The 25889-nt window shown below is 55.2% G+C and carries 37 protein-coding genes; 36 read left to right on the top strand and 1 reads right to left on the bottom strand.

The window, feature by feature from the left end:
- Window positions 1-192 precede the first annotated feature (192 nt).
- The 34 genes from rpsL (at window position 193) to bfr (ending at window position 20603) form a co-directional block, all read left to right on the top strand.
- Window positions 193-564: a 30S ribosomal protein S12 gene (rpsL, locus tag RYC17_RS08175; protein WP_316902713.1), complete on the top strand. Its 372-nt coding sequence runs from the start codon at window positions 193-195 to the stop codon at window positions 562-564.
- Between the two features lie 122 nt (window positions 565-686).
- The gene (gene rpsG / locus RYC17_RS08180; protein ID WP_002555493.1) at window positions 687-1157 is read left to right on the top strand and encodes a 30S ribosomal protein S7; all 471 of its coding nucleotides are present in this window, start codon (window positions 687-689) and stop codon (window positions 1155-1157) included.
- 30 nt (window positions 1158-1187) lie between these two features.
- Window positions 1188-3293 carry an elongation factor G gene (gene fusA, locus RYC17_RS08185; protein WP_004666356.1) on the top strand — a complete coding sequence of 702 codons (2106 nt, stop codon included), beginning with the start codon at window positions 1188-1190 and terminating at the stop codon, window positions 3291-3293.
- A 31-nt stretch (window positions 3294-3324) separates the two neighbouring features.
- Window positions 3325-4518 (top strand): elongation factor Tu, encoded by a 1194-nt coding sequence (gene tuf, locus RYC17_RS08190; RefSeq protein WP_003369027.1) that lies wholly within the window; start codon window positions 3325-3327, stop codon window positions 4516-4518.
- Between the two features lie 141 nt (window positions 4519-4659).
- Window positions 4660-4971, top strand: coding sequence for a 30S ribosomal protein S10 (rpsJ, locus tag RYC17_RS08195; RefSeq protein ID WP_002555491.1), 312 nt, complete (start codon window positions 4660-4662; stop codon window positions 4969-4971).
- Between the two features lie 81 nt (window positions 4972-5052).
- The gene (gene rplC, locus RYC17_RS08200; RefSeq protein ID WP_002555490.1) at window positions 5053-5688 is read left to right on the top strand and encodes a 50S ribosomal protein L3; all 636 of its coding nucleotides are present in this window, start codon (window positions 5053-5055) and stop codon (window positions 5686-5688) included.
- A gap of 12 nt (window positions 5689-5700) precedes the next feature.
- Window positions 5701-6303: a 50S ribosomal protein L4 gene (gene rplD / locus RYC17_RS08205; protein WP_002555489.1), complete on the top strand. Its 603-nt coding sequence runs from the start codon at window positions 5701-5703 to the stop codon at window positions 6301-6303.
- On the top strand, window positions 6300-6599 hold the full coding sequence (gene rplW / locus RYC17_RS08210) for a 50S ribosomal protein L23 (protein ID WP_002555488.1): 300 nt from the start codon (window positions 6300-6302) through the stop codon (window positions 6597-6599). The genes rplD and rplW overlap by 4 nt, the downstream gene beginning before the upstream one ends.
- Window positions 6600-6613: 14 nt before the next feature.
- On the top strand, window positions 6614-7438 hold the full coding sequence (gene rplB, locus RYC17_RS08215) for a 50S ribosomal protein L2 (protein ID WP_003317104.1): 825 nt from the start codon (window positions 6614-6616) through the stop codon (window positions 7436-7438).
- Between the two features lie 16 nt (window positions 7439-7454).
- Window positions 7455-7730 (top strand): 30S ribosomal protein S19, encoded by a 276-nt coding sequence (gene rpsS / locus RYC17_RS08220; RefSeq protein WP_002555486.1) that lies wholly within the window; start codon window positions 7455-7457, stop codon window positions 7728-7730.
- Between the two features lie 13 nt (window positions 7731-7743).
- Window positions 7744-8076, top strand: coding sequence for a 50S ribosomal protein L22 (rplV, locus tag RYC17_RS08225; protein ID WP_002555485.1), 333 nt, complete (start codon window positions 7744-7746; stop codon window positions 8074-8076).
- Window positions 8077-8089: 13 nt separating this feature from the next.
- Window positions 8090-8776 carry a 30S ribosomal protein S3 gene (gene rpsC / locus RYC17_RS08230; protein ID WP_003176422.1) on the top strand — a complete coding sequence of 229 codons (687 nt, stop codon included), beginning with the start codon at window positions 8090-8092 and terminating at the stop codon, window positions 8774-8776.
- Between the two features lie 12 nt (window positions 8777-8788).
- A complete protein-coding gene (gene rplP, locus RYC17_RS08235) occupies window positions 8789-9202 on the top strand; it encodes a 50S ribosomal protein L16 (protein WP_002555482.1) in 414 nt (137 codons plus the stop codon).
- A complete protein-coding gene (rpmC, locus tag RYC17_RS08240) occupies window positions 9202-9393 on the top strand; it encodes a 50S ribosomal protein L29 (protein ID WP_002555481.1) in 192 nt (63 codons plus the stop codon). Before rplP ends, rpmC begins: the two co-directional genes overlap by 1 nt.
- Before the next feature lie 2 nt (window positions 9394-9395).
- A complete protein-coding gene (rpsQ, locus tag RYC17_RS08245; RefSeq protein WP_002555480.1) occupies window positions 9396-9662 on the top strand; it encodes a 30S ribosomal protein S17 in 267 nt (88 codons plus the stop codon).
- Window positions 9663-9685: 23 nt separating this feature from the next.
- Window positions 9686-10054: a 50S ribosomal protein L14 gene (gene rplN / locus RYC17_RS08250; RefSeq protein WP_002555479.1), complete on the top strand. Its 369-nt coding sequence runs from the start codon at window positions 9686-9688 to the stop codon at window positions 10052-10054.
- An 11-nt stretch (window positions 10055-10065) separates the two neighbouring features.
- Window positions 10066-10380, top strand: coding sequence for a 50S ribosomal protein L24 (rplX, locus tag RYC17_RS08255; protein ID WP_002555478.1), 315 nt, complete (start codon window positions 10066-10068; stop codon window positions 10378-10380).
- Between the two features lie 20 nt (window positions 10381-10400).
- Entirely contained in the window at window positions 10401-10940 is a 540-nt protein-coding gene (gene rplE / locus RYC17_RS08260; RefSeq protein WP_002555477.1) for a 50S ribosomal protein L5, read from the top strand.
- Between the two features lie 13 nt (window positions 10941-10953).
- Window positions 10954-11259, top strand: a complete 306-nt coding sequence (gene rpsN / locus RYC17_RS08265) for a 30S ribosomal protein S14 (protein ID WP_002555476.1) — start codon at window positions 10954-10956, stop codon at window positions 11257-11259.
- 214 nt (window positions 11260-11473) lie between these two features.
- The gene (gene rpsH / locus RYC17_RS08270; RefSeq protein WP_058402689.1) at window positions 11474-11866 is read left to right on the top strand and encodes a 30S ribosomal protein S8; all 393 of its coding nucleotides are present in this window, start codon (window positions 11474-11476) and stop codon (window positions 11864-11866) included.
- Between the two features lie 12 nt (window positions 11867-11878).
- Entirely contained in the window at window positions 11879-12412 is a 534-nt protein-coding gene (gene rplF / locus RYC17_RS08275) for a 50S ribosomal protein L6 (RefSeq protein ID WP_002555474.1), read from the top strand.
- 10 nt (window positions 12413-12422) lie between these two features.
- Window positions 12423-12773, top strand: coding sequence for a 50S ribosomal protein L18 (gene rplR, locus RYC17_RS08280; protein WP_002555473.1), 351 nt, complete (start codon window positions 12423-12425; stop codon window positions 12771-12773).
- A 3-nt stretch (window positions 12774-12776) separates the two neighbouring features.
- Entirely contained in the window at window positions 12777-13277 is a 501-nt protein-coding gene (rpsE, locus tag RYC17_RS08285; protein ID WP_003317099.1) for a 30S ribosomal protein S5, read from the top strand.
- A 2-nt stretch (window positions 13278-13279) separates the two neighbouring features.
- Window positions 13280-13456: a 50S ribosomal protein L30 gene (rpmD, locus tag RYC17_RS08290; RefSeq protein ID WP_002555471.1), complete on the top strand. Its 177-nt coding sequence runs from the start codon at window positions 13280-13282 to the stop codon at window positions 13454-13456.
- Between the two features lie 3 nt (window positions 13457-13459).
- A complete protein-coding gene (gene rplO / locus RYC17_RS08295) occupies window positions 13460-13894 on the top strand; it encodes a 50S ribosomal protein L15 (RefSeq protein ID WP_002555470.1) in 435 nt (144 codons plus the stop codon).
- Entirely contained in the window at window positions 13895-15229 is a 1335-nt protein-coding gene (secY, locus tag RYC17_RS08300) for a preprotein translocase subunit SecY (protein WP_002555469.1), read from the top strand.
- Window positions 15230-15257: 28 nt separating this feature from the next.
- A complete protein-coding gene (rpmJ, locus tag RYC17_RS08305) occupies window positions 15258-15374 on the top strand; it encodes a 50S ribosomal protein L36 (protein WP_002555468.1) in 117 nt (38 codons plus the stop codon).
- Between the two features lie 130 nt (window positions 15375-15504).
- Entirely contained in the window at window positions 15505-15861 is a 357-nt protein-coding gene (gene rpsM, locus RYC17_RS08310) for a 30S ribosomal protein S13 (RefSeq protein WP_002555467.1), read from the top strand.
- A 30-nt stretch (window positions 15862-15891) separates the two neighbouring features.
- On the top strand, window positions 15892-16281 hold the full coding sequence (rpsK, locus tag RYC17_RS08315; protein WP_002555466.1) for a 30S ribosomal protein S11: 390 nt from the start codon (window positions 15892-15894) through the stop codon (window positions 16279-16281).
- A gap of 18 nt (window positions 16282-16299) precedes the next feature.
- Window positions 16300-16920 (top strand): 30S ribosomal protein S4, encoded by a 621-nt coding sequence (rpsD, locus tag RYC17_RS08320; RefSeq protein WP_002555465.1) that lies wholly within the window; start codon window positions 16300-16302, stop codon window positions 16918-16920.
- A gap of 22 nt (window positions 16921-16942) precedes the next feature.
- Window positions 16943-17944, top strand: a complete 1002-nt coding sequence (locus RYC17_RS08325) for a DNA-directed RNA polymerase subunit alpha (protein ID WP_002555464.1) — start codon at window positions 16943-16945, stop codon at window positions 17942-17944.
- A 41-nt stretch (window positions 17945-17985) separates the two neighbouring features.
- Window positions 17986-18372, top strand: coding sequence for a 50S ribosomal protein L17 (gene rplQ, locus RYC17_RS08330; protein ID WP_002555463.1), 387 nt, complete (start codon window positions 17986-17988; stop codon window positions 18370-18372).
- Window positions 18373-18538: 166 nt separating this feature from the next.
- Entirely contained in the window at window positions 18539-19984 is a 1446-nt protein-coding gene (locus tag RYC17_RS08335) for a catalase (RefSeq protein WP_316902714.1), read from the top strand.
- Between the two features lie 154 nt (window positions 19985-20138).
- The gene (gene bfr, locus RYC17_RS08340; protein ID WP_002555461.1) at window positions 20139-20603 is read left to right on the top strand and encodes a bacterioferritin; all 465 of its coding nucleotides are present in this window, start codon (window positions 20139-20141) and stop codon (window positions 20601-20603) included.
- Window positions 20604-20697: 94 nt separating this feature from the next.
- Here bfr and uvrA read toward each other — a convergent pair whose 3' ends face one another.
- Window positions 20698-23532 (bottom strand): excinuclease ABC subunit UvrA, encoded by a 2835-nt coding sequence (gene uvrA / locus RYC17_RS08345; protein WP_316902715.1) that lies wholly within the window; start codon window positions 23530-23532, stop codon window positions 20698-20700.
- 129 nt (window positions 23533-23661) lie between these two features.
- Here uvrA and RYC17_RS08350 point away from each other — a divergent pair, with 129 nt between their 5' ends.
- A complete protein-coding gene (locus tag RYC17_RS08350; protein WP_002555459.1) occupies window positions 23662-25056 on the top strand; it encodes an MFS transporter in 1395 nt (464 codons plus the stop codon).
- A gap of 9 nt (window positions 25057-25065) precedes the next feature.
- Window positions 25066-25629, top strand: a complete 564-nt coding sequence (locus RYC17_RS08355) for a single-stranded DNA-binding protein (RefSeq protein ID WP_002555458.1) — start codon at window positions 25066-25068, stop codon at window positions 25627-25629.
- Window positions 25630-25889: the final 260 nt, after the last annotated feature.

Raw genomic sequence — 25889 nt, forward strand, 5'->3', positions numbered from 1 at the left:
AGCCTCGGCATTTTCATCTGGCAGACAGCACGTTTTCGTGTCGTTTGCCTCTTGAGGATGTCGGGGCTTTGTCTTGACTGGGGGCGGGATCCTCTTTAGACTCTTGTACCCCTAAATTTGGCGGGGCTTGTGCCCTGTCATTTGCTTTTCTTGTAAGACAATAGCGTCGCAAGACAACAGTGGAGCTAGTAGATGGCAACTATCAACCAGCTGGTACGTCAGCCGCGTAAGCGTATCGTCGAGAAATCCGACGTGCCTGCGCTGCAGAACTGCCCGCAACGTCGCGGTGTGTGCACTCGTGTGTATACCACCACGCCGAAAAAACCTAACTCGGCATTGCGTAAAGTCTGCCGTGTGCGCCTGACCAACGGTTTCGAGGTTTCCTCGTACATCGGTGGTGAAGGTCACATCCTGCATGAGCACAGCGTGGTACTGATCCGTGGCGGTCGTGTAAAAGACTTGCCAGGTGTTCGTTATCACACCGTTCGTGGTTCTCTGGATACTTCCGGCGTTAAAGGCCGTAACCAGGGTCGCTCGAAATACGGTACCAAGAAGCCTAAGTAGTTTTTGGCTTCTGTGTGAAATTGCAGATTTCTATTTTTCTGAGTCGATAAGAGTAAGGTCGGGCGCATCCCTTGCAGGATGGTGGTCCCGAGCTAACCTGAAGACCGTTTGAGGGCTTATCCATGCCAAGAAGACGCGTAGCAGCCAAGCGCGAAGTGCTTGACGATCCAAAATACGGCAGCCAGATCCTGGCCAAGTTCATGAACCACGTTATGGAAAGCGGCAAGAAAGCCGTTGCCGAGCGTATCGTTTATGGCGCGCTGGAAAAGGTTAAAGAACGCAAGAACAGCGACCCCCTGGAAATCTTCGAGAAAGCTCTCGACGCCATCGCTCCGCTGGTCGAAGTAAAGTCGCGCCGTGTAGGCGGTGCCACTTACCAGGTTCCTGTCGAAGTTCGTCCGTCCCGTCGTAATGCTCTGGCAATGCGTTGGCTGGTAGACTTCGCGCGCAAGCGCGGTGAGAAGTCAATGGCGCTGCGTTTGGCTGGCGAACTGCTGGACGCCGCCGAAGGTAAAGGTGCTGCGGTCAAGAAGCGTGAAGACGTGCACCGTATGGCTGAGGCCAACAAGGCTTTCTCGCACTACCGCTTCTAATTTCAGCGTCACTAATTTTGCGAGGGCTTTATGGCTCGTACTACTCCGATTGGCCGCTACCGTAACATTGGTATCGTTGCTCACGTGGATGCTGGTAAAACCACCACCACCGAGCGCGTCCTTTTTTACACCGGCAAAAGCCACAAAATGGGCGAGGTGCATGACGGCGCCGCGACCACGGACTGGATGGTTCAGGAGCAGGAGCGTGGTATTACCATTACTTCTGCTGCTATTACTGCCTTCTGGCAGGGTTCCGAGAAGCAACACAAAGACCAATACCGTTTCAACGTTATTGACACCCCGGGCCACGTTGACTTCACCATTGAAGTTGAGCGTTCCCTGCGTGTACTCGATGGCGCGGTCGTTGTGTTCTGTGGCACTTCCGGCGTAGAGCCGCAGTCCGAAACCGTATGGCGTCAGGCCAACAAGTACGGTGTTCCACGTATCGTTTACGTGAACAAGATGGACCGTGCTGGTGCAAACTTTCTGCGCGTAATCGCTCAGATCAAGCAGCGCCTGGGTCACACCCCGGTACCGATCCAGTTGGCCATTGGTGCCGAAGACAACTTCCAGGGTCAGATCGATCTGATGTCCATGGAAGCTGTTTACTGGAACGATGCCGACAAGGGTATGGTTCCACGTCGTGAGCCTATCCCTGCCGAGCTGCAGGAACTGGCTGATGAGTGGCGCAGCAACATGGTTGAGGCTGCTGCCGAAGCCAGCGAAGAGCTGATGAACAAATACCTCGAAGGTGAAGAGCTCACCAACGAGGAAATCAAGGCCGCTCTGCGTCAGCGTACTATCGCTGGTGAGATCGTTCTTGCTGTTTGCGGTTCTTCCTTCAAGAACAAGGGCGTTCCCCTGGTTCTCGACGCCGTGATCGACTACCTGCCGGCTCCGACCGACATTCCAGCTATCAAGGGTTCCGATCCTGATAACGAAGAAGTCCTGATGGAGCGTCATGCAGACGACAACGAGCCGTTCTCGGCTTTGGCGTTCAAGATCGCTACCGACCCATTCGTGGGTACCTTGACTTTCGTCCGCGTTTACTCGGGCGTGTTGGCATCCGGCGACGGCGTGATCAACTCGGTGAAAGGCAAGAAAGAGCGTGTGGGTCGTATGGTGCAAATGCACGCAAACGCCCGCGAAGAAATCAAGGAAGTTCGCGCTGGTGACATCGCGGCCTTGATCGGCATGAAGGACGTCACCACTGGTGAGACCTTGTGCAACGCTGACAAGCCAATCATCCTGGTTCGCATGGACTTCCCGGAGCCGGTTATTTCGGTTGCCGTTGAGCCAAAAACCAAGGATGACCAGGAAAAAATGGGTATCGCTCTGGGCAAACTTGCTCAGGAAGACCCTTCTTTCCGCGTCAAGACTGATGAAGAGACTGGTCAAACGATCATCTCTGGCATGGGCGAGCTGCACCTGGACATCCTGGTTGACCGGATGCGCCGTGAGTTCAACGTCGAAGCCAACATCGGCAAGCCTCAGGTTTCCTATCGTGAGCGCATCACGAAGAATTGTGAAATCGAAGGCAAGTTCGTTCGTCAATCCGGCGGTCGTGGCCAGTTCGGTCACTGCTGGATCCGTTTTGCACCTGCTGACGAAGGTCAGGAAGGTCTGCAATTCGTAAACGAAGTGGTAGGTGGTGTTGTTCCCAAGGAATACATCCCGGCTATCCAGAAGGGTATCGAAGAGCAGATGAAGAACGGCGTTGTTGCCGGCTATCCGCTGATCGGCCTGAAGGCTACCGTGTTTGATGGTTCCTACCATGACGTCGACTCGAACGAGATGGCGTTTAAGGTGGCTGCTTCCATGGCGACCAAGCAACTGGCCCAGAAGGGCGGTGGTGAGTTGCTTGAGCCGATCATGGCGGTAGAGGTTGTTACGCCTGAAGACTATATGGGTGACGTGATGGGCGACCTTAACCGCCGTCGCGGCATGATCTTGGGTATGGAAGATACGGTTTCCGGCAAAGTAATTCGTGCCGAGGTTCCGTTGGGTGAGATGTTCGGTTATGCGACCGACGTTCGCTCCATGTCTCAGGGTCGCGCAAGCTACTCTATGGAATTCAAAAAATACAATACAGCTCCGTCGCACATCGTCGAAACTGTAACCAAAAAACAAGGCTGATTCAGCGCCTTTAGGCTAGGAGTTATTTGTCGTGGCTAAAGAAAAATTTGATCGTTCCCTCCCGCACGTCAACGTTGGCACCATTGGTCACGTTGACCACGGTAAAACCACGCTGACCGCTGCTCTGACTCGCGTCTGCTCCGAAGTTTTCGGTTCGGCTGCTGTTGAATTCGACAAGATCGACAGCGCACCTGAAGAGAAAGCTCGTGGTATTACCATCAATACCGCGCACGTCGAATACAAATCGTTGATCCGTCACTACGCTCACGTTGACTGCCCAGGTCACGCTGACTACGTGAAGAACATGATCACCGGTGCTGCCCAGATGGACGGCGCTATTCTGGTTTGTTCGGCCGCTGATGGTCCGATGCCACAAACCCGTGAGCACATCCTGCTGTCCCGTCAGGTTGGCGTTCCGTACATCGTGGTTTTCCTGAACAAGGCCGACCTGGTAGACGACGCTGAGCTGCTGGAACTGGTTGAGATGGAAGTGCGCGATCTGCTGAGCACTTACGACTTCCCAGGCGACGACACTCCGATCATCATCGGTTCTGCTCGTATGGCTCTGGAAGGTAAAGATGACAACGAAATGGGCACCACTGCCGTTCGTAAACTGGTTGAAACACTGGACTCCTACATTCCAGAACCAGTTCGTCTGACCGACAAGCCGTTCCTGATGCCAATCGAAGACGTGTTCTCGATCTCCGGTCGCGGTACTGTTGTGACTGGTCGTATTGAGCGCGGTATCGTCAAGGTTCAGGATCCACTGGAAATCGTTGGTCTGCGTGACACTACCGTCACCACCTGCACCGGTGTTGAAATGTTCCGTAAGTTGCTCGACGAAGGTCGTGCTGGCGAGAACTGCGGCGTTCTGCTGCGTGGTACCAAGCGTGACGACGTTGAGCGTGGTCAGGTTCTGGTCAAGCCAGGTACCGTCAAGCCGCACACTCAGTTCGAAGCTGAAATCTACGTTCTGAGCAAAGAAGAAGGCGGTCGTCACACTCCGTTCTTCAAAGGCTACCGTCCACAGTTCTACTTCCGTACTACCGACGTAACTGGTAGCTGCGAACTGCCGGAAGGCGTAGAAATGGTTATGCCAGGTGATAACGTTAAAGTTTCCGTTACCCTGATCAAGCCAATCGCAATGGAAGATGGTCTGCGTTTCGCAATCCGTGAAGGCGGTCGTACCGTCGGCGCTGGCGTCGTGGCCAAAATCATCGCGTAAGCGTTGATTCCCAAAAAGAGCCCCCGCAACGCGGGGGCTTTTTTATTGGGTTGACACCTAGTGAGGTCGTCTATAGAATTGCGCCTCCTTTTAACGGGCGTATTGCGCTCGGTGGGAACAGCAATCTGGAGTCTGAATCCAATGCAAAACCAGCAAATCCGTATCAGGTTGAAGGCTTTTGACCATCGCCTGATCGACCAATCAACCCAGGAAATCGTGGAAACCGCGAAACGTACTGGTGCACAGGTGCGTGGTCCGATTCCACTGCCGACTCGTAAAGAGCGGTTCACCGTTCTGGTTTCTCCGCACGTCAACAAAGACGCGCGCGACCAGTATGAGATCCGTACTCACAAGCGTGTTCTGGACATTGTTCAGCCAACGGAAAAAACCGTTGATGCGCTTATGAAGCTTGATCTTGCGGCCGGTGTGGAAGTTCAGATCAGCCTCGGCTAAGACTTGGGTCTTAGTCGTGTAACGCTCTGAAATGGGCGGCCATAGCGGGTGAAAGCCCCGTACACTCATGAGGTTTACAACATGACTATTGGTGTAGTCGGTCGTAAATGCGGTATGACCCGTATTTTCACCGAAGAAGGTGTCTCCATTCCGGTCACGGTCATTGAGATCGAGCCGAATCGCGTCACTCAGTTCAAAACCGAAGAAACCGATGGCTATCGTGCAGTGCAAGTCACTGTCGGCGAGCGTCGCGCTTCGCGTGTTACAGCCGCTCAGGCTGGCCACTTCGCCAAGGCGAACGTTGCCGCCGGTCGTACTGTCATGGAATTCCGTCTTGAAGAAGGCGACTACCAGGCTGGCGATCAGATCAACGCTGAAATCTTCGCCGCTGGTCAACTGGTTGATGTAACCGGTCAGTCCAAGGGTAAAGGCTTCCAGGGTACGATCAAGCGTTGGAATTTCCGTGGTCAAGACAATACCCACGGTAACTCCGTCTCCCACCGCGTCCCAGGCTCTATCGGCCAGTGCCAGACTCCTGGTCGTGTATTCAAGGGCAAAAAAATGTCCGGTCATATGGGCGCTGAGCGCGTGACCGTGCAGTCCCTGGAAGTAGTGCGCGTGGACGCTGAACGCAATCTGTTGTTGGTCAAGGGTGCTGTTCCTGGCGCTACTGGCGGCAACCTGGTTGTACGTCCGGCAGCCAAGGCTCGCGGTTAAGGGGAAGCTGACATGCAATTAAATGTAAATGACGCTCAGGCAATCGAAGTTTCCGAACTGACATTTGGCGGCGAATTCAACGAGACGCTGGTTCACCAGGCAGTCGTGGCCTACATGGCTGGCGGTCGTCAGGGTAGCAAGCAGCAAAAGACCCGTTCCGACGTTCGTGGTGGCGGTAAGCGCCCTTGGCGTCAGAAAGGTACTGGCCGTGCTCGTGCCGGTACTATCCGTAGCCCAATCTGGCGTGGCGGCGGTACCACTTTCGCAGCTCGTCCTCAGGATCACACTCAGAAGCTCAACAAGAAGATGTATCGCGCTGCTCTGCGCTCCATCCTTGCTGAACTGGTTCGTACTGATCGTTTGGTCGTGGTTCAGGACTTCGCTGTTGAAGCACCGAAAACCAAAGATTTGCTGAACAAGCTGACTGGCATGGGCCTGACTGACGTCCTGATCGTGTCTGACGCTGTTGACCAGAATCTGTACCTGGCTGCTCGTAACCTGCCGCACGTTGATGTACGTGACGTTCAAGGTTCCGATCCAGTTAGTCTGATCGCATACGACAAAGTGTTGATCACTGTGTCGGCCGTGAAGAAATTCGAGGAGCTGCTGGGATGAACCAGGAACGCGTATTTAAAGTTCTGCTTGGCCCGCACGTTTCCGAGAAGGCTACGGTTCTTGCAGACAAAAAAGGTCAGTTCGTTTTCAAGGTTGCTACTGACGCAACCAAGCTGGAAATCAAGAAGGCCGTCGAAAGCCTGTTCAGCGTGAAAGTAGAGCGTGTTACTACCCTGAATGTTCTGGGTAAGAGCAAGCGCACTGCTCGCGGTCTGGGCAAGCGTAATGACTGGAAGAAGGCAGTTATCTCCCTTCAGCCAGGCCAAGATCTCGATTTCAGCAGCAGTGCTGAGTAAGGAAGGGGTGCATCATGGCAATCGTTAAATGCAAACCGACTTCCCCTGGCCGCCGTTTTGTGGTCAAGGTGGTCAACCAGGAGCTGCATAAAGGCGCTCCTCACGCACCGCTGCTCGAGAAAAAATCGAAGTCTGGTGGTCGTAACAACAATGGTCGTATTACTACCCGTCATATCGGTGGTGGCCATAAGCAGCATTATCGTCTGGTCGACTTCCGTCGCAACGACAAGGATGGCATCGCTGCCACCGTCGAGCGTATCGAATACGATCCAAACCGTACTGCTCACATTGCTCTGCTGCTTTACGCAGACGGCGAGCGCCGCTACATCATCGCCCCTAAAGGCGTGAGTGCTGGCGACCAGCTGATTGCAGGTGCTCTGGCACCAATCAAGCCGGGCAACGCTCTTCAACTGCGCAACATTCCAGTTGGTAGCACCGTACACGGCATCGAACTGAAGCCAGGTAAAGGCGCACAGATCGCTCGTTCCGCTGGTGCCTCGGCACAGCTGATCGCTCGTGAAGGTGTGTACGTTACCCTGCGTCTTCGCTCCGGTGAAATGCGTAAAGTACTGTCTGAGTGCCGTGCAACGCTGGGTGAAGTCTCGAACTCCGAGCACAGCCTTCGTTCGCTGGGTAAAGCGGGTGCCAAACGCTGGCGTGGCGTTCGCCCAACCGTTCGTGGTGTTGCCATGAACCCGGTTGACCACCCACATGGTGGTGGTGAAGGTCGTACCTCTGGTGGTCGTCATCCGGTATCGCCGTGGGGCTTCCCGACTAAGGGCGCGAAGACTCGTGGTAATAAGCGTACCGACAAAATGATCGTCCGTCGTCGCAAGTAAATAGAGGGATACGACAGTGCCACGTTCTCTGAAAAAAGGTCCTTTTATTGATCTTCACCTACTGAAGAAGATCGAAGTGGCGGCGGAAAAGAACGATCGCAAACCAGTTAAGACCTGGTCGCGTCGTTCGATGATCCTGCCACAAATGGTCGGTCTGACCATTGCAGTGCATAACGGTCGCCAGCATGTTCCAGTTCTCGTGAACGAAGACATGGTCGGCCATAAACTAGGCGAGTTTGCCGGTACCCGCACATATCGTGGGCACGTGGCAGACAAGAAAGCCAAGCGTTAAGGGGTAAGGAACGATGGAAGTAGCCGCTAAGTTGTCGGGCGCTCGAATCTCCGCCCAGAAAGCCCGCTTGGTCGCCGACCAGATCCGCGGGAAGAAGGTGGGCGAAGCGCTCAACCTGTTGGCTTTCAGCAGTAAGAAAGCCGCCGAGATCCTGAAGAAAGTGCTGGAGTCGGCTGTAGCCAACGCCGAGCATAACGAAGGCGCAGACGTTGATGACCTTAAGGTCTCCACCGTTTTCGTCAACGAAGGGCGTTCGCTGAAGCGCATCATGCCACGTGCTAAAGGCCGTGCTGATCGCATCGTCAAGCGGTCTTGCCATATCACTGTCAAGGTTGCTGACAAGTAACGGAGTCGAAGAGATGGGTCAGAAAGTACATCCCATTGGCATTCGCCTGGGAATCGTCAAGGAGCACACCTCCGTCTGGTACGCAGACGGTCGGACTTATGCGGACTATTTGTTCGCTGATCTGAAAGTGCGTGAGTACCTCCAAGACAAATTAAAAAGCGCGTCCGTCAGCCGTATCGATATCCATCGTCCGGCTCAGACAGCACGTATCACCATCCACACCGCTCGTCCAGGTATCGTTATCGGGAAGAAAGGTGAAGATGTTGAGAAACTGCGTCAGGACCTGACCAAGCAAATGGGTGTGCCTGTGCACATCAATATCGAAGAGATCCGTAAGCCGGAGCTCGACGGTATGCTGGTTGCGCAGAGCGTAGCTCAGCAGCTGGAGCGTCGCGTAATGTTCCGTCGCGCTATGAAGCGCGCTGTTCAGAACGCCATGCGCATTGGTGCCAAAGGCATCAAAATCCAAGTGAGCGGTCGTCTCGGCGGTGCTGAAATCGCACGTACTGAATGGTATCGCGAAGGTCGTGTGCCACTGCACACCCTGCGTGCCGACATCGACTATGCCAACTACGAAGCTCACACCACTTACGGTGTGATCGGTGTAAAGGTTTGGATCTTCAAAGGCGAAGTAATTGGTGGTCGCCAAGAAGAACTGAAACCACAAGCACCAGCGCCTCGTAAAAAAGCTGCTAAGTAAGGGGTACGCCAAATGTTGCAACCAAAGCGTACGAAGTTCCGCAAGCAGATGACCGGCCACAACCGTGGTCTGGCACTGCGCGGTAGCAAAGTCAGCTTCGGCGAGTTCGCGCTGAAGTCTGTTGCTCGTGGTCGTCTCACCGCTCGTCAGATCGAGTCAGCGCGTCGTGCTCTGACCCGTCACGTTAAACGTGGCGGCAAGATCTGGATCCGTGTGTTCCCGGACAAGCCTGTAACCAAAAAGCCACTCGAAGTTCGGATGGGTAAAGGTAAGGGTAACGTGGAGTACTGGGTTGCCCAGATTCAGCCAGGCAAAGTCCTGTATGAAATCGAGGGTGTTACTGAAGAGCTGGCGCGTGAGGCTTTCGCCCTGGCTGCTGCAAAGCTGCCGCTCGCCACCTCCTTTGTTAAGCGGACGGTGATGTGATGAAAGCGAATGAACTTCGTGAAAAATCAGCACAGCAGCTGAACGAGCAACTGCTCGGCCTGCTGCGCGACCAGTTCAATCTGCGTATGCAGAAAGCAACTGGCCAGTTGGGGCAGTCTCATCTGCTCTCGCAAGTTAAGCGTGACATCGCTCGCGTGAAAACTGTGCTCAACCAGCAGGCAGGTAAGTAATCATGGCTGAAGCCGAAAAAACTGTCCGTACGCTGACTGGCCGTGTTGTCAGCGACAAGATGGACAAGACCATCACCGTTCTGATCGAGCGTCGCGTAAAGCACCCGATCTACGGTAAATACGTTAAGCGTTCGACTAAGCTGCACGCGCACGACGAAACCAACCAATGCCATATCGGCGACAAGGTCACGATTCGTGAAACTCGTCCGGTAGCCAAGACCAAGTCTTGGGCGTTGGTTGATATCCTCGAACGCGCTGTGGAAGTCTAAGGGCTAGGGGTCGGAGAAATTATATGATTCAGACTCAATCCATGCTCGATGTGGCCGATAACAGCGGCGCACGCCGCGTTATGTGCATCAAGGTGCTGGGTGGCTCCCATCGTCGTTACGCTGGTATCGGTGACATCATCAAAGTGACCGTCAAGGAAGCAATTCCGCGCGGTAAGGTGAAAAAAGGCCAAGTGATGACTGCAGTTGTAGTCCGCACTCGCCACGGTGTTCGTCGTGCAGACGGCTCCATCATCCGCTTTGACGGCAACGCTGCTGTTCTGTTGAACAACAAGCAAGAGCCGATCGGTACCCGTATCTTTGGGCCAGTGACCCGTGAACTTCGTACTGAGAAGTTCATGAAGATCGTCTCGCTCGCCCCTGAAGTGCTTTAAGGAGATCCGACATGCAAAAGATTCGTCGTGACGACGAGATCATCGTGATCGCCGGCAAAGACAAAGGTAAGCGCGGTAAGGTGCTCAAGGTTCTCGCTGACGACCGTCTGGTCGTTGGTGGGATCAACCTGGTGAAGCGTCATACCAAGCCAAACCCGATGTCGGGCGTACAGGGCGGTATCGTCGAGAAAGAAGCGCCACTGCACGCTTCCAACGTCGCCATTTTCAACGGCGCAACCAACAAGGCTGACCGCGTTGGTTTCAAAGTTGAAGACGGCAAGAAAATTCGTGTCTTCAAGTCGACCCAAAAAGCGGTTGATGCTTGAACACTGCTAGGTAGAAGACCATGGCACGACTAAAAGAGATTTACCGGAAGGAAATCGCTCCGAAACTTAAGGAAGAACTTAAGCTTTCGAACGTGATGGAAGTTCCGCGCGTTACCAAAATCACCCTGAACATGGGTCTGGGCGAAGCGATCGGCGACAAAAAAGTCATCGAGCACGCTGTTGCTGACCTGGAAAAGATCACCGGTCAAAAAGTCGTTGTGACTTACGCTCGGAAATCCATCGCTGGCTTTAAAGTCCGCGAAGGTTGGCCGATCGGCGTCAAAGTGACTCTGCGCCGCGATCGTATGTATGAATTCCTGGATCGTCTGCTGTCGATCTCCCTGCCTCGGGTTCGCGACTTCCGCGGCCTGAATGCCAAGTCCTTCGATGGTCGTGGTAACTACAGCATGGGCGTAAAAGAGCAGATCATTTTCCCGGAAATCGACTACGACAAGATCGATGCTCTCCGCGGTCTGGACATTACCCTGACCACCACTGCCAAGAACGATGATGAAGGCCGCGCATTGCTGCGTGCTTTCAAATTCCCGTTCCGCAACTGATTGGAGTAGGAAAATGGCCAAGAAGAGCATGAAAAACCGTGAGCTGAAGCGTCAGCTCACCGTTGCCAAGTACGCCAAGAAGCGTGCAGAGCTGAAAGCTATCATCGTTGATCTGAACGCAAGTCCAGAAGCACGTTGGGAAGCGACCGTAGCCCTGCAGAAGCAACCACGTGACGCAAGCGCTGCGCGCATGCGTAACCGTTGCCGCATCACTGGTCGTCCGCACGGCGTTTACCGCAAGTTCGGCCTTGGCCGTAACAAGCTGCGTGAAGCAGCTATGCGTGGCGACGTTCCAGGTCTGGTTAAAGCCAGCTGGTAAGGCGACACCTCTCGCGTCCTCCCGCCGGCTACGCAAGTCACCGGTCGGGATGGCGCCTGAATTTGAATCAAGCCCCTTTTGGGGCTTGATTCATTTCCGGCGTAGGACTAGAATTGCCGGCTCGCCTGAGCCCGTGTTTTTACTTGCCCGGAAGTTCTCTGCGATCAAGCTGTAGCCGCAAGGCTAATTATTTTGTTTTAGGAGCGTCTAGCCCATGAGTATGCAGGACCCGTTAGCGGACATGCTAACTCGTATCCGTAATGCCCAGATGGCTGAAAAGCCCGTCGTAAGCATGCCATCTTCCACGTTGAAGGTTGCTGTAGCAAAAGTCCTGAAGGACGAAGGCTACATTGCGGGTTATCAGATCAGCAGCGAAGTTAAATCCTTGCTGTCCATCGAGCTTAAGTACTTCGAAGGCCGTCCGGTCATCGAAGAGGTTAAGCGCGTCAGCCGCCCAGGCTTGCGTCAGTACAAGTCCTCCGATGATCTGCCGAAAGTTCGTGGCGGTCTTGGTGTGTCTATCGTCTCCACCAGTAAAGGTGTGATGACGGATCGTGCTGCGCGCGCTGCCGGTGTCGGTGGCGAAGTGCTTTGCACTGTGTTCTAAGGGGGGATAAGCATGTCACGCGTCGCTAAGAACCCCGTTAAGCTGCCATCCGGCGTCGAAGTCAAACTCGTCGGCCAGCTGCTTTCGGTGAAGGGTGCCAAGGGCACTCTAGAACTGAACATCCATTCGTCCGTTGAGATTGTTGAAGAAGCTGGTGAGCTGCGTTTCGCTGCTCGCAATGGCGATCAACAAACCCGCGCAATGGCAGGCACCACTCGTGCACTGGTAAACAACATGGTCCAAGGCGTGAGCCAAGGCTTCGAGCGCAAGCTCCAGCTGGTCGGTGTTGGTTACAAGGCGCAAGCAAAAGGCACGGTACTGAACCTTGCACTTGGCTTCTCGCACCCAGTGGACTACGAATTGCCGAATGGCATCACCGCTGAGACCCCCAGCCAGACCGATATCCTGATTCGCGGTATCGATAAGCAGTTGGTTGGTCAAGTGGCCGCTGAGATCCGCGACTTCCGCCGTCCTGAGCCTTACAAAGGCAAAGGTGTGCGTTACGCAGACGAAGTCGTCCGCCGTAAAGAAGCCAAGAAGAAGTAGGGCATAGCAAATGACCGTCAAAAAAGTTACCCGACTGCGTCGCGCTCGCAAAGCACGCCTGAAAATGCACGAGCTAGAAGTCGTGCGTCTCTGCGTGCACCGCTCTTCGCAGCACATTTATGCCCAGGTCATCTCGGCCGACGGCAGCAAAGTCCTGGCAAGCGCCTCGACTTTGGACAAAGAACTGCGTGATGGCGCCACTGGCAACATCGACGCGGCCACTAAGGTTGGCAAGCTGGTCGCCGAGCGCGCGAAAGCCGCGGGTGTATCGCAAGTCGCTTTCGACCGTTCTGGCTTCAAGTACCACGGCCGTGTCAAAGCGCTGGCTGATGCTGCTCGTGAAGGCGGGCTGGAGTTCTAAGTTATGTCAAATCACGACCAAAAACGCGACGAAGGCTACATCGAGAAGCTGGTTCAAGTTAACCGCGTGGCCAAAACCGTAAAAGGCGGCCGTATCTTCACTTTCACTGCGTTGACCGTAGTGGGTGATGGTAAAGGGCGCGTTGGCTTCGGCCGTGGCAAGTCACGTGAAGTGCCTGCTGCTATCCAGAAGGCGATGGAAGCTGCTCGTCGCAACATGATTCAGGTTGATCTGAACGGCACTACCCTGCAGTACGCAATGAAGTCTGCTCATGGCGCCTCGAAGGTGTACATGCAGCCTGCTTCTGAAGGTACCGGTATCATCGCTGGCGGCGCTATGCGCGCAGTGCTGGAAGTTGCTGGTGTCCAGAACGTATTGGCCAAGTGCTACGGTTCGACTAACCCGGTAAACGTGGTTCACGCCACTTTCAAGGGTTTGAAGGGCATGCAGTCTCCTGAGTCGATCGCTGCCAAACGTGGCAAGCGTGTTGAGGAGATCATCTGATCATGGCTACCGTTAAAGTAACGCTGATCAAAAGCATGACCGGCCGCATCCCTAATCACAGATTGTGCATTAAGGGTTTGGGTCTGCGTCGCATCGGTCACACTGTAGAAGTCCTGGATACTCCCGAAAATCGCGGGATGATCAACAAGGCTTACTACATGCTGCGAGTCGAGGGTTAATCGATGAAACTCAATGATCTGAGTCCAGCGCCGGGTTCCCGTCGCGAAAAGCATCGTCCGGGCCGTGGTATCGGTAGCGGTTTGGGCAAGACCGGTGGCCGTGGCCACAAAGGTCAAAGCTCCCGCTCCGGTGGCACTATTGCTCCGGGCTTTGAGGGCGGCCAACAGCCGCTGCATCGTCGCCTGCCAAAATTCGGTTTCGTTTCCCTGAAAGCCATGGACCGCGCAGAAGTGCGTCTGTCCGAGCTGGCTAAAGTGGAAGGCGACATCGTAACTGTGCAGTCCCTGAAAGATGCCAACGTGATTAACCAGAACGTTCAGCGTGTGAAAATCATGCTGTCGGGCGAAGTTACTCGCGCTGTCACTATCAAGGGTATCGCCGCCACCAAAGGTGCGCGTGCGGCTATCGAAGCAGCTGGCGGCAAGTTCGAGGAATAAATGGCTAAGCAAGGTGCTCTCTCTGCGCTCGGCAAAGGCGGTATGTCTGAACTCTGGGCTCGTCTGCGTTTTCTGTTCCTAGCGATTATCGTCTACCGAATAGGCGCACACATCCCGGTTCCAGGTATTAACCCTGACCGACTCGCAGAACTGTTTCGACAGAATGAGGGGACCATTCTTAGCTTGTTCAACATGTTTTCCGGTGGCGCGCTGGAACGGATGAGCATCTTTGCATTGGGGATCATGCCGTACATTTCGGCATCGATCATCATGCAGTTGATGACCGCCGTCAGCCCGCAACTGGAGCAGTTGAAGAAGGAAGGTGAAGCTGGCCGTCGCAAGATAAGCCAGTACACCCGCTATGGCACTGTTGTCCTGGCTCTTGTTCAAGCTATCGGCATGTCCGTTGGCCTGGCGAGTCAGGGCGTCGCGTTTTCTGGGGACCTGGGTTTCCACTTTGTGGCCGTAACTACCTTCGTGGCAGGTGCGATGTTCATGATGTGGCTGGGCGAGCAGATTACCGAGCGCGGTGTCGGCAACGGTATCTCGATGTTGATCTTCGCAGGTATCGTCGCTGGTCTTCCGAGAGCAATTGGGCAGTCTTTCGAGTCTGCGCGTCAGGGTGATATCAACATCTTCGCTCTGGTTGCTATCGGTTTGCTGGCGGTAGCGATCATCGGTTTCGTGGTGTTTATTGAGCGTGGTCAGCGTCGTATTGCTGTTCACTACGCCAAGCGTCAGCAGGGCCGCAAGGTCTTCGCTGCACAGACAAGCCACTTGCCGCTGAAAGTGAACATGGCTGGCGTTATTCCAGCCATCTTCGCGAGCAGCATTTTGCTGTTTCCGGCTTCGTTGGGTTCCTGGTTTGGTCAGTCTGAAGGTCTGGGCTGGTTGCAGGACATCTCGCAGTCGATCGCTCCTGGTCAGCCGTTGAATATTCTGCTGTTTAGTGCAGGGATTATTTTCTTCTGCTTCTTCTATACGGCGTTGATGTTCAATCCGAAAGACGTAGCGGAAAACCTGAAGAAGTCCGGTGCCTTTATTCCGGGTATTCGTCCAGGCGAGCAGTCGGCGCGCTATATTGATGGCGTTTTGACTCGCTTGACCATGTTCGGTGCTCTATATATGACGGCCGTGTGCCTGCTTCCCCAGTTTCTGGTGGTTGCGGCAAACGTACCGTTCTACCTTGGCGGGACCTCGTTGCTGATCGTGGTCGTGGTTGTGATGGACTTTATGTCGCAAGTGCAATCTCACCTCGTTTCGCACCAGTATGAATCCCTGATGAAGAAAGCCAACCTGAAGGGCTACGGTGGCAGCGGCGGTATGCTGCGCTGAAGCACCCCTAAGGTTCGAGGAGTTGGTGATGAAAGTTCGTGCATCGGTGAAAAAGCTGTGCCGTAACTGCAAGATTATTCGCCGCGAAGGTGTGGTTCGAGTAATTTGCAGCGCGGAACCACGTCATAAGCAGCGCCAAGGCTGATTGTGATTTGTGCTTAAGCCCAGCAGCTAGTGCGCTGCTGGGTTGATTATTTGTTACTACAGCGATATTATCTTGCGCCCTATTTCTTGGCTTCCGGGGCGTAGGTAGCTGTCAATTGGAGTCCCACTGAATGGCCCGTATTGCAGGCGTTAACATTCCAGATAACAAGCATACTGTTATCTCGCTGACCTACATCTATGGTGTTGGTCGCACCACTGCACAGAAAATTTGTGCAACCACCGGTGTAAACCCGGCGGTGAAAATCAAAGATCTGAGCGACGAGCAGATTGAACAGCTGCGTGGCGAAGTGGCGAAGTTCACCACTGAAGGTGACCTGCGTCGCGAAATCAACATGAAAATCAAGCGCTTGATGGACCTGGGCTGCTACCGCGGTCTGCGTCATCGTCGTGGTCTTCCAGTACGCGGTCAGCGTACCAAGACCAACGCGCGTACTCGCAAAGGTCCGCGTAAGCCGATCCGCAAGTAATCGCACCAGCGCAACGACAGGAATTTAGTCATGGCAAAACCTGCTGCTCGTCCTCGTAAAAAAGTTAAAAAGACAGTGGTTGATGGCATCGCCCACATCCACGCGTCGTTTAACAACACAATCGTCACCATTACCGATCGTCAAGGTAACGCTCTTTCGTGGGCTACCTCCGGCGGTTCGGGTTTCCGTGGTTCGCGCAAGTCCACTCCGTTCGCTGCTCAAGTAGCTGCTGAACGTGCTGGTCAAGCTGCGCTGGAGTACGGTCTGAAGAACCTCGACGTCAATGTCAAGGGTCCAGGCCCAGGTCGTGAATCCGCTGTCCGTGCATTGAACGGCTGTGGCTATAAGATCGCCAGCATCACCGACGTGACGCCAATCCCGCACAACGGGTGCCGTCCGCCGAAGAAGCGCCGCGTGTAATCCAGGAGACTGTAAGAAATGGCTCGTTACATTGGTCCAAAATGCAAACTTGCTCGTCGTGAAGGCACCGATCTCTTTCTGAAGAGCGGCGTTCGCGCTATCGAATCCAAGTGCAACATCGAAGCAGCTCCAGGTATCCACGGCCAACGCCGCGGTCGCCAGTCCGATTACGGTACTCAGCTGCGTGAAAAGCAAAAAGTCCGTCGTATCTACGGCGTTCTCGAGCGTCAGTTCAGCGGCTACTACAAAGAAGCCGCCGGCAAGAAAGGTGCAACAGGCGAGAACCTGCTGCAACTGCTCGAATGCCGTCTGGACAACGTTGTATACCGCATGGGCTTCGGCTCGACGCGTGCCGAATCCCGTCAATTGGTTTCGCACAAGTCGGTCAGCGTAAACGGCAAAACCGTTAACGTTCCTTCTTATCAGGTTCGTGCTGGCGACGTTGTTGCTATCCGCGAAAAAGCTAAGAATCAGCTGCGTATTGTCCAGGCTCTCGATCTGTGTGCCCAACGTGGCCGCGTAGAATGGGTAGAAGTAGACACTGAGAAGAAATCGGGCGTTTTCAAGAACGTTCCAGCTCGCAGTGATCTATCCGCCGACATCAACGAAAGCCTGATTGTCGAGCTCTACTCCAAGTAAGGGCTAGAAAATAGGTGCATCCATGCAGATTTCGGTAAATGAGTTCCTGACACCCCGCCATATTGATGTGCAGGTTGTCAGTCCAACCCGCGCCAAGATCACTCTCGAGCCTCTCGAGCGTGGTTTCGGCCATACCCTGGGCAACGCGCTTCGCCGCATTTTGTTGTCCTCCATGCCCGGCTGTGCAGTAGTCGAGGCCGAGATTGACGGTGTACTCCATGAGTACAGCGCCATCGAAGGTGTACAGGAAGACGTCATTGAAATCCTGTTGAACCTTAAAGGTCTGGCTATCAAGCTGCACGGTCGAGACGAAGTTACGCTGACCTTGTCGAAGAAGGGTTCGGGGGTGGTTACCGCTGCCGATATTCAGCTGGATCATGATGTCGAGATCGTTAACCCCGATCACGTAATCGCTAACCTGGCGTCTAACGGCGTCTTGAACATGAAGCTCACCGTAGCTCGTGGTCGTGGTTATGAGCCGGCAGACTCGCGTCAAAGCGATGAAGACGAAAGCCGCAGCATTGGTCGCTTGCAGCTTGATTCTTCGTTCAGCCCGGTTCGCCGTATCGCATACGTGGTTGAAAACGCCCGTGTCGAGCAGCGTACTAACCTGGACAAGCTGGTTATTGATCTGGAAACCAACGGTACTCTGGACCCTGAAGAGGCTATCCGTCGCGCTGCAACCATCCTGCAACAGCAGTTGGCTGCGTTCGTGGACCTCAAAGGCGACAGCGAACCAGTGGTAATCGAACAGGAAGACGAGATCGATCCGATCCTGCTTCGTCCGGTTGACGATTTGGAACTGACCGTGCGTTCGGCCAACTGCCTTAAGGCGGAGAACATCTACTACATCGGCGATCTGATTCAGCGCACCGAAGTAGAGCTGTTGAAGACTCCGAACCTGGGCAAGAAATCCTTGACCGAGATCAAGGACGTTCTGGCTTCTCGTGGTCTCTCCCTCGGCATGCGCCTCGACAACTGGCCGCCGGCAAGTCTTAAGAAGGACGACAAGGCTACGGCCTGATCGTCGTAATCACCGAACGCGAGTTTGGTAAGGAATGAACCATGCGTCATCGTAAAAGTGGACGTCACCTGAGCCGTACCAGCTCTCACCGTAAAGCCATGTTTCAAAACATGGCGGTGTCGCTGTTCGAGCACGAGCTGATCAAAACTACCCTGCCGAAAGCCAAGGAACTGCGTCGCGTTGCCGAGCCGCTGATCACCCTGGCCAAGGAAGACAGCGTTGCTAACCGTCGTCTGGCTTTCGACCGTACTCGTTCGAAAGAAATCGTCGGCAAGCTGTTCAACGATCTGGGCAAGCGCTATGCAACCCGTCAGGGCGGCTACCTGCGTATCCTCAAGTGCGGTTTCCGCGCTGGCGACAACGCGCCAATGGCGTACGTCGAGTTGGTTGATCGTCCTGTCGGTGGCTCTGTAGAAGCCGCTGAATAAGACATCAGTTTGAACAAGAAACCGGGCCTTGCGCCCGGTTTTTTGTTGTCTGGGATTTAAAAAACCTATCGATAGTCATGGTTTAATGAATTCGACGCTGCAATAGTTTTCCACAATACTTCCTCTCAAGCCAATCAACCGGCTATACAACCAGAGGAAGACTTACATGAGTCAGAAGACCCTTACGACCGCCAGCGGTGCACCAGTCGCCGACAATCAGAATTCTCGCTCGGCAGGCCCGCGTGGTCCTTTACTGCTCGATGATTTCCACCTGATCGAAAAGCTCGCTCATTTCAACCGTGAAAATATTCCGGAGCGTCGTGTCCACGCCAAAGGATCGGGTGCTCATGGAACGTTCACCGTTACCCGTGATATCAGCCAATACAGCAGCGCCAAGCTGTTCGACACGGTCGGCAAGCAGACCCCGATTTTTCTGCGTTTCTCCACTGTAGGTGGTGAGCGTGGTTCGGCGGATACTGAACGTGATCCGCGCGGCTTTGCAATCAAGTTTTACACCGAGGAAGGTAACTGGGACATCGTGGGTAACAACACGCCAGTGTTCTTTATCCGTGACCCTCTGAAATTTCCTGACTTCATCCACACCCAGAAACGTCTTCCGCAAACCAACCTGAAAAGCCCGCAAATGATGTGGGATTTCTGGTCGCATTCGCCTGAAGCGCTGCACCAGGTCACTATTCTGTTCTCGGACCGAGGCATTCCGGACGGCTATCGTCACATGCACGGTTTTGGTAGCCATACGTACAGCCTGATCAGCGCAGCAGGTGAGCGTCATTGGGTGAAGTGGCACTACAAGACCCGGCAGGGCATCAAGAACCTCACGCCAGCCGAGGCTGCGCGCATTGCGGGTACTGATCCCGATTACGCCCAGCGCGATCTGTTCACTGCTATCGAGAGGGGTGACTTCCCCAAGTGGCAGGTCTGCATTCAGCTGATGAGCGAAGCCCAGGCTGCGAACCACCACGAGAACCCGTTCGACGTGACCAAGACCTGGTCGCAGAAGGAATATCCGCTGATTGAAGTAGGTGAACTGGAGCTGAACCGTAACCCGCTCAACTACTTTGCCGAGGTTGAGCAAGCAGCGTTTGGTCCTAGCAATATGGTGCCCGGGGTTGGCTTGTCACCGGACCGCATGCTGCAAGGGCGGGTGTTTGCTTACGCCGATGCACATCGCTATCGCGTAGGTACCAATCATCAGCAATTGCCGATCAATGCACCGAGAACCCCAGTGCATAGCTACCAGCGTGACGGGTCGATGGCCTTCGGTACCAATGGCGGGGCGGCTCCGAACTATGAGCCAAACAGCTATTCGGATGCGCCGAAGGAAGATCCCCGCTACGCAGAACCTGCGCTGGCTTTGAGTGGTGCCGCAGGTCGTCATGATCATCGTGTGGATGGCGATTACTACAGTCAGGCGGGCAAGTTGTTCAACCTGATGAGCGCTGATCAAAAAGCGCTGCTGATCAGTAACATTGCCGGCGCGATGGGGGGTGTTTCCAGTGACATCGTGCAGCGTCAGTTGCAGCATTTCTACAAGGCTGACCCGGCCTACGGGGAAGGCATCGCCAACGCTTTGGGTGTAAAACTGGGCTGAGTCGAAGTGAGAAACAGAACCGCCCTCATTTGGGCGGTTTTTCGCTTCTTAACGGCGTAGTTTCGCCACTTTTCGTCGGTTTATTGCGTTTTTCTCAGTGACCTCGCGCGGCGCTTGGTTCAAACTATCGGCTTTGAAGCAGGAGTCTGGTGCGATGCAAGGCCACCCCGAAGTAATCGATTATCTCAACACGTTGCTCACGGGCGAACTGGCGGCTCGTGACCAATATTTCGTTCACTCACGCATGTACGAAGACTGGGGCTTTTCGAAGCTCTATGAGCGTATCAACCACGAGATGGAAGAAGAGGCACAACACGCTGATGCGCTGATGCGTCGTATCCTGATGCTTGAAGGCACGCCACGCATGCGTCCGGATGATCTGGATGTCGGCACCACAGTGCCTGAGATGCTCGCCAGCGATCTGCGTCTGGAATACAAGGTTCGTGCTGCGCTGTGCAAGGGCATTGAGCTCTGTGAGCTGCACGGTGACTACGTGACCCGTGAAATCCTGCGTGTGCAACTGGCCGATACGGAAGAAGACCACACTTATTGGCTTGAACAGCAGATGGGCTTGATCAAGTCCATCGGCCTGCAAAACTACCTGCAATCGCAGTTCTGATTCGGCAGCCATAAAAAAAGCTCCTGCACTTGCGTGACAGGAGCTTTTTTGTACCTGGGTCTGACCGAAACCAGACCCGTTTTCACAACGCCGGTTAAGCCCTGTCTCTGATCAACAGAGGCTTCAGGTAATGCCCGGTGTAAGACTGCTCCATCTCGGCGACCTGTTCAGGTGTGCCGGTCGCAATGATCTGCCCGCCTCTTGAACCGCCTTCCGGCCCCAGGTCCACCAGCCAGTCGGCCGTCTTGATGACATCCAGGTTGTGCTCGATCACCACCACTGTGTTGCCGTGGTCGCGTAGGCGATGCAATACATCCAGCAACTGCTGAATATCCGCGAAGTGCAGGCCAGTGGTCGGCTCGTCGAGGATGTACAGCGTTTTGCCAGTGTCGCGCTTGGACAGCTCACGCGACAGCTTGACCCGCTGCGCCTCGCCGCCTGACAGGGTTGTCGCCGATTGCCCCAGCTTGATATAGGAAAGTCCTACATCCATCAGGGTTTGCAGCTTGCGCGCCAGTGCAGGAACGGCGTCGAAGAACTCACGCGCTTCCTCGATGGTCATCTCCAGCACTTCGTGTACGTTCTTGCCTTTGTACTTGATCTCAAGCGTTTCGCGGTTGTAACGCTTGCTCTTGCACACATCGCAGGGCACGTAGATGTCCGGCAGAAAGTGCATCTCGACCTTGATCAGCCCGTCGCCCTGGCACGCCTCGCAGCGTCCGCCCTTGACGTTGAACGAGAACCGTCCCGGACCGTAGCCCCGTGAACGCGATTCCGGTACACCGGCAAACAGTTCACGAATCGGCGTGAACAGTCCGGTATAGGTCGCCGGGTTGGAGCGCGGCGTACGACCAATAGGGCTCTGGTCAATGTCGACGACCTTGTCCAGATGCTGCAGGCCATTGATGCTGTCGTGGGCGGCCGCCTCAAGCGTCGTGGCACCGTTCAACGCCGTAGCGCTCAGCGGAAACAGTGTGTTGTTGATCAGCGTCGACTTGCCCGACCCGGAAACACCCGTCACGCAGGTCAGCAGACCAATCGGAATATCGAGATTGACGTTCTGCAGGTTGTTGCCACGCGCACCTTTGAGCGTCAGCGACAGCTTCTTGTTACGCGGCGTGCGCTTGGCGGGTACAGCAATCTTCACACGGCCCGACAGGTACTTGCCGGTCAGCGAGTCAGGATGCGACATCACTTCGTCCGGCGTACCTTCGGCAACGATATGACCACCATGCACACCCGCGCCCGGGCCGATGTCGACCACATAGTCGGCCAAGCGAATCGCATCTTCATCGTGCTCCACCACAATCACGGTGTTGCCTATGTCGCGCAGGTGCTTGAGCGTGCCCAGCAAACGATCGTTATCGCGCTGGTGCAGGCCAATGGACGGCTCATCGAGGATGTACATCACCCCGACCAGACCCGCACCGATCTGGCTGGCCAGGCGGATACGCTGAGCCTCACCGCCGGACAGAGTGTCCGCGCTGCGATCCAGTGTCAGGTAATCCAGCCCGACATTGACCAGAAACTGCAGACGCTCACGAATTTCCTTGAGAATCTTGTCGGCAATTTCGCCGCGCCGTCCGGTCAGCTTGAGCGTTTCGAAGTAATGCGTGGCATCGCCAATCGGCAGATTGGTCACCGCAGGCAAAGTCTTTTCACCTACCCACACATGGCGCGCCTCACGACGCAAGCGGGTGCCTCGGCAATCGGGGCAGGGCTGCGTGCCCAGAAACTTGGCCAGCTCTTCACGCACGGTCGCTGATTCGGTTTCCCGGTAGCGACGTTCCAGATTCGGCACGATGCCTTCGAACGGGTGCGCACGCTTGACGATATCGCCACGGTCATTCAGGTAGCGGAAATCGACACTCTGCGAGCCGCTGCCGTTGAGCAGGATCTTCTGCATGTCGGCCGGGATCTGCTTGAAGGGCATTTCCAGACTGAAACCGTAGTGCTTGGATAACGACCCCAGCATCTGGAAGTAATAGACGTTACGCCTGTCCCAGCCTCGTATCGCGCCTTCGGCAAGCGTCAACTCGGCATTTACCAGTCGCTTGATATCAAAGAACTGCTTTACGCCCAGACCGTCACAGGTCGGGCATGCGCCGGCCGGGTTGTTGAAGGAGAACAGCTTCGGTTCCAGCTCGCTGATCGCATGGCCACAGATCGGGCAGGCGAAGCGGGCGGAGAAGATCACTTCCTCGCCCGGCTCGTCGTCCATTGGCGCAACCAGGGCGATACCGTCGGCCAGCTTCAGGGCGGTCTCAAAGGACTCGGCCAAACGCTGCTGCAGATCGGCGCGGACCTTGAAACGGTCCACGACCACATCAATCGAGTGCTTCTTCTGCTTGTCCAGCTTCGGCAGCTCATCCAGCTCGCACAGCTTGCCGTTGACCCGCGCGCGGACAAAACCTTGCGCGCGCAGCTCTTCAAAGACCGAGAGATGCTCACCCTTGCGCTCACGGATAACCGGCGCAAGCAGCATCAACTTGCTGCCTTCGGGCTGGGTCAACACGAGATCGACCATCTGGCTGACGGTCTGCGCTTCCAGCGGGATATCGTGGTCCGGGCAGCGAGGCTGTCCGACTCGTGCGTATAAAAGACGCAGGTAGTCGTAGATTTCGGTGATCGTCCCCACAGTCGAGCGCGGGTTGTGCGAAGTAGACTTCTGCTCGATGGAAATCGCTGGCGATAGACCTTCGATCGTGTCGACGTCCGGTTTTTCCATCATCGACAGAAACTGGCGGGCATAGGCCGACAGCGATTCGACATAGCGGCGTTGCCCTTCGGCGTACAGCGTATCGAAAGCCAGCGAAGACTTGCCTGAACCGGAGAGTCCGGTGATAACGATCAGTTTGTCGCGGGGAAGTGTCAGGTCAATATTTTTCAGGTTGTGGGTTCGTGCCCCACGTATCAGGATCTTGTCCACTGCGGCCTCGCTTGGCGGGCATAAACGACGGAGTATAAGGCTCCGAGCCATTACGCGGCAAAGCGTCGCGTATGTGCTGTACAACGATGGGACTGGTAGAATCGCCGCCGGTTCACACGAGGTTATTCCATGCACGATACCCACAGCGAGCGTATGAGTAGCGGCGAGACCCGCGCAGCAGGCGGTCTGGCCCTGGTGTTCGCGTTCCGCATGCTTGGCATGTTCATGGTTTTGCCGGTTCTGGCAACCTACGGCATGGACCTGGCGGGCGCGAGCCCTGCACTGATCGGTCTGGCGATTGGCGCTTATGGCCTGACCCAGGCTGTGCTGCAGATTCCGTTCGGGATCATTTCCGACCGTATCGGACGGCGACCGGTTATTTATCTCGGCCTGATCATTTTTGCGATTGGCAGCGTGGTGGCGGCAAATGCCGATTCGATCTGGGGAATCATCGCCGGGCGCATCCTGCAGGGTGCCGGTGCGATTTCTGCCGCGGTCATGGCCTTGCTCTCTGACCTGACCCGCGAACAGCATCGCACCAAGGCCATGGCCATGATAGGCATGACCATCGGTCTGTCGTTCGCCATCGCCATGGTGGTCGGCCCAGTGATCACCGGTATGTTCGGTCTTTCGGGATTGTTCCTGGCCACAGGCGGTATGGCCTTGCTGGGGCTTCTGATCGTCGCGTTTGTGGTGCCCAAGGCCAATGGCCCGTTGATGCACCGCGAATCCGGCGTTGCCAGACAGGCCCTTGGGGCAACCTTGCGTCATCCCGACCTGCTACGCCTGGATTTAGGTATCTTTGTGTTGCACGCCATGCTCATGTCCAGCTTCGTGGCCTTGCCGCTGGCGCTGGTCGAAAAAGCCGGTTTGCCCAAGGAAGAGCACTGGTGGGTCTACCTGACCGCCTTGCTGGTTTCCTTCTTCGCGATGATCCCGTTCATCATCTATGGCGAGAAGAAACGTCAAATGAAGCGCGTTCTGCTGGGCGCCGTCACAGTTTTAATGCTGGCTGAGCTATTCTTCTGGGCATACGGCGACACGTTGCGGGCACTGGTCATCGGGACAGTGGTATTCTTCACCGCGTTCAACCTGCTGGAAGCGTCGTTGCCGTCGCTGATCAGCAAGGTTTCACCGGCTGGCGGAAAAGGCACGGCGATGGGAGTTTATTCCACCAGCCAGTTTCTTGGTTCGGCCGCAGGTGGGATACTGGGCGGCTGGTTGTTCCAGCACGGTGGGCTCGATGTGGTGTTCCTTGGTGGTGCAGCCATGGCCGCCGTCTGGCTCGCCTTCGCAGTGACCATGCGAGAACCGCCTTACGTGACCAGCCTACGTCTGCCGTTGTCGCCGCAGGCGCAGCGTGAAGCAGGCCTGGCAGAGCGTTTGATGTCCGTAGCAGGCGTGACAGATGCAGTGGTGGTTGCTGAAGAGGCGGCCATCTACATAAAACTCGACACAAAATTATTGGATCGTGCCTCTCTCGAAAAGCTGGTCAATCCAGCGTCAGAAGCGTGCGAAGCCTAGGAGAACGTTATGGCCCGTGGGGTTAACAAAGTCATATTGGTCGGTACATGCGGCCAGGATCCCGAAGTTCGCTACTTGCCTAACGGTAACGCCGTGACCAACCTGAGTCTGGCAACCAGCGAACAATGGACTGACAAGCAGAGCGGTCAGAAAGTCGAAAAGACCGAATGGCATCGCGTATCGATGTTCGGCAAGGTCGCCGAAATCGCTGGCGAATACCTGCGCAAGGGTTCGCAGGTGTACATCGAAGGCAAGCTGCAGACCCGCGAATGGGAAAAAGACGGTATCAAGCGTTACACCACTGAAATCGTCGTCGACATGCAGGGCACCATGCAACTGCTGGGCGGCCGTCCACAAGGCGACTCCCAACAAGGTCAGGGCGGCGGCAACTACAACCAGTCCGCACCTCGTCCACAGCAGTCGCGCCCTCAGCAATCGGCGCCGCAGCAGTCCGCACCTCAGCAAAACTACAACCAGCAGCCGCCACAACGCGACTCGCGCCCGGCGCCGCAACAACAAGCGCCGCAGCCAGCTGCTGACTTTGATAGCTTTGATGATGATATTCCGTTCTAGGATATGGTTTAGACCCTAATTGTAAAATATTTCCTTAGAAGCCCCGAAGGTTATGCCTTCGGGGCTTTTTTTATGCCCGGAGAAACGTTAAATTCTCGCCCGCTGTAGGGTATAGGAGCATAGTTAGAGATAGATGTAAAAAATACACTGATGGATTTGCCGGTCAGAGTAGCCAAAACCAAGCAGTTCGTTTTCGCAGACGGAGAGCGAGCCTGCATACTCGTTGATTTGCATGGCATGCCCTTGTTCTATCCCAATCT

This window comes from Pseudomonas syringae group sp. J248-6 (genome assembly GCF_032586995.1).
GTDB lineage: Bacteria > Pseudomonadota > Gammaproteobacteria > Pseudomonadales > Pseudomonadaceae > Aquipseudomonas > Aquipseudomonas amygdali.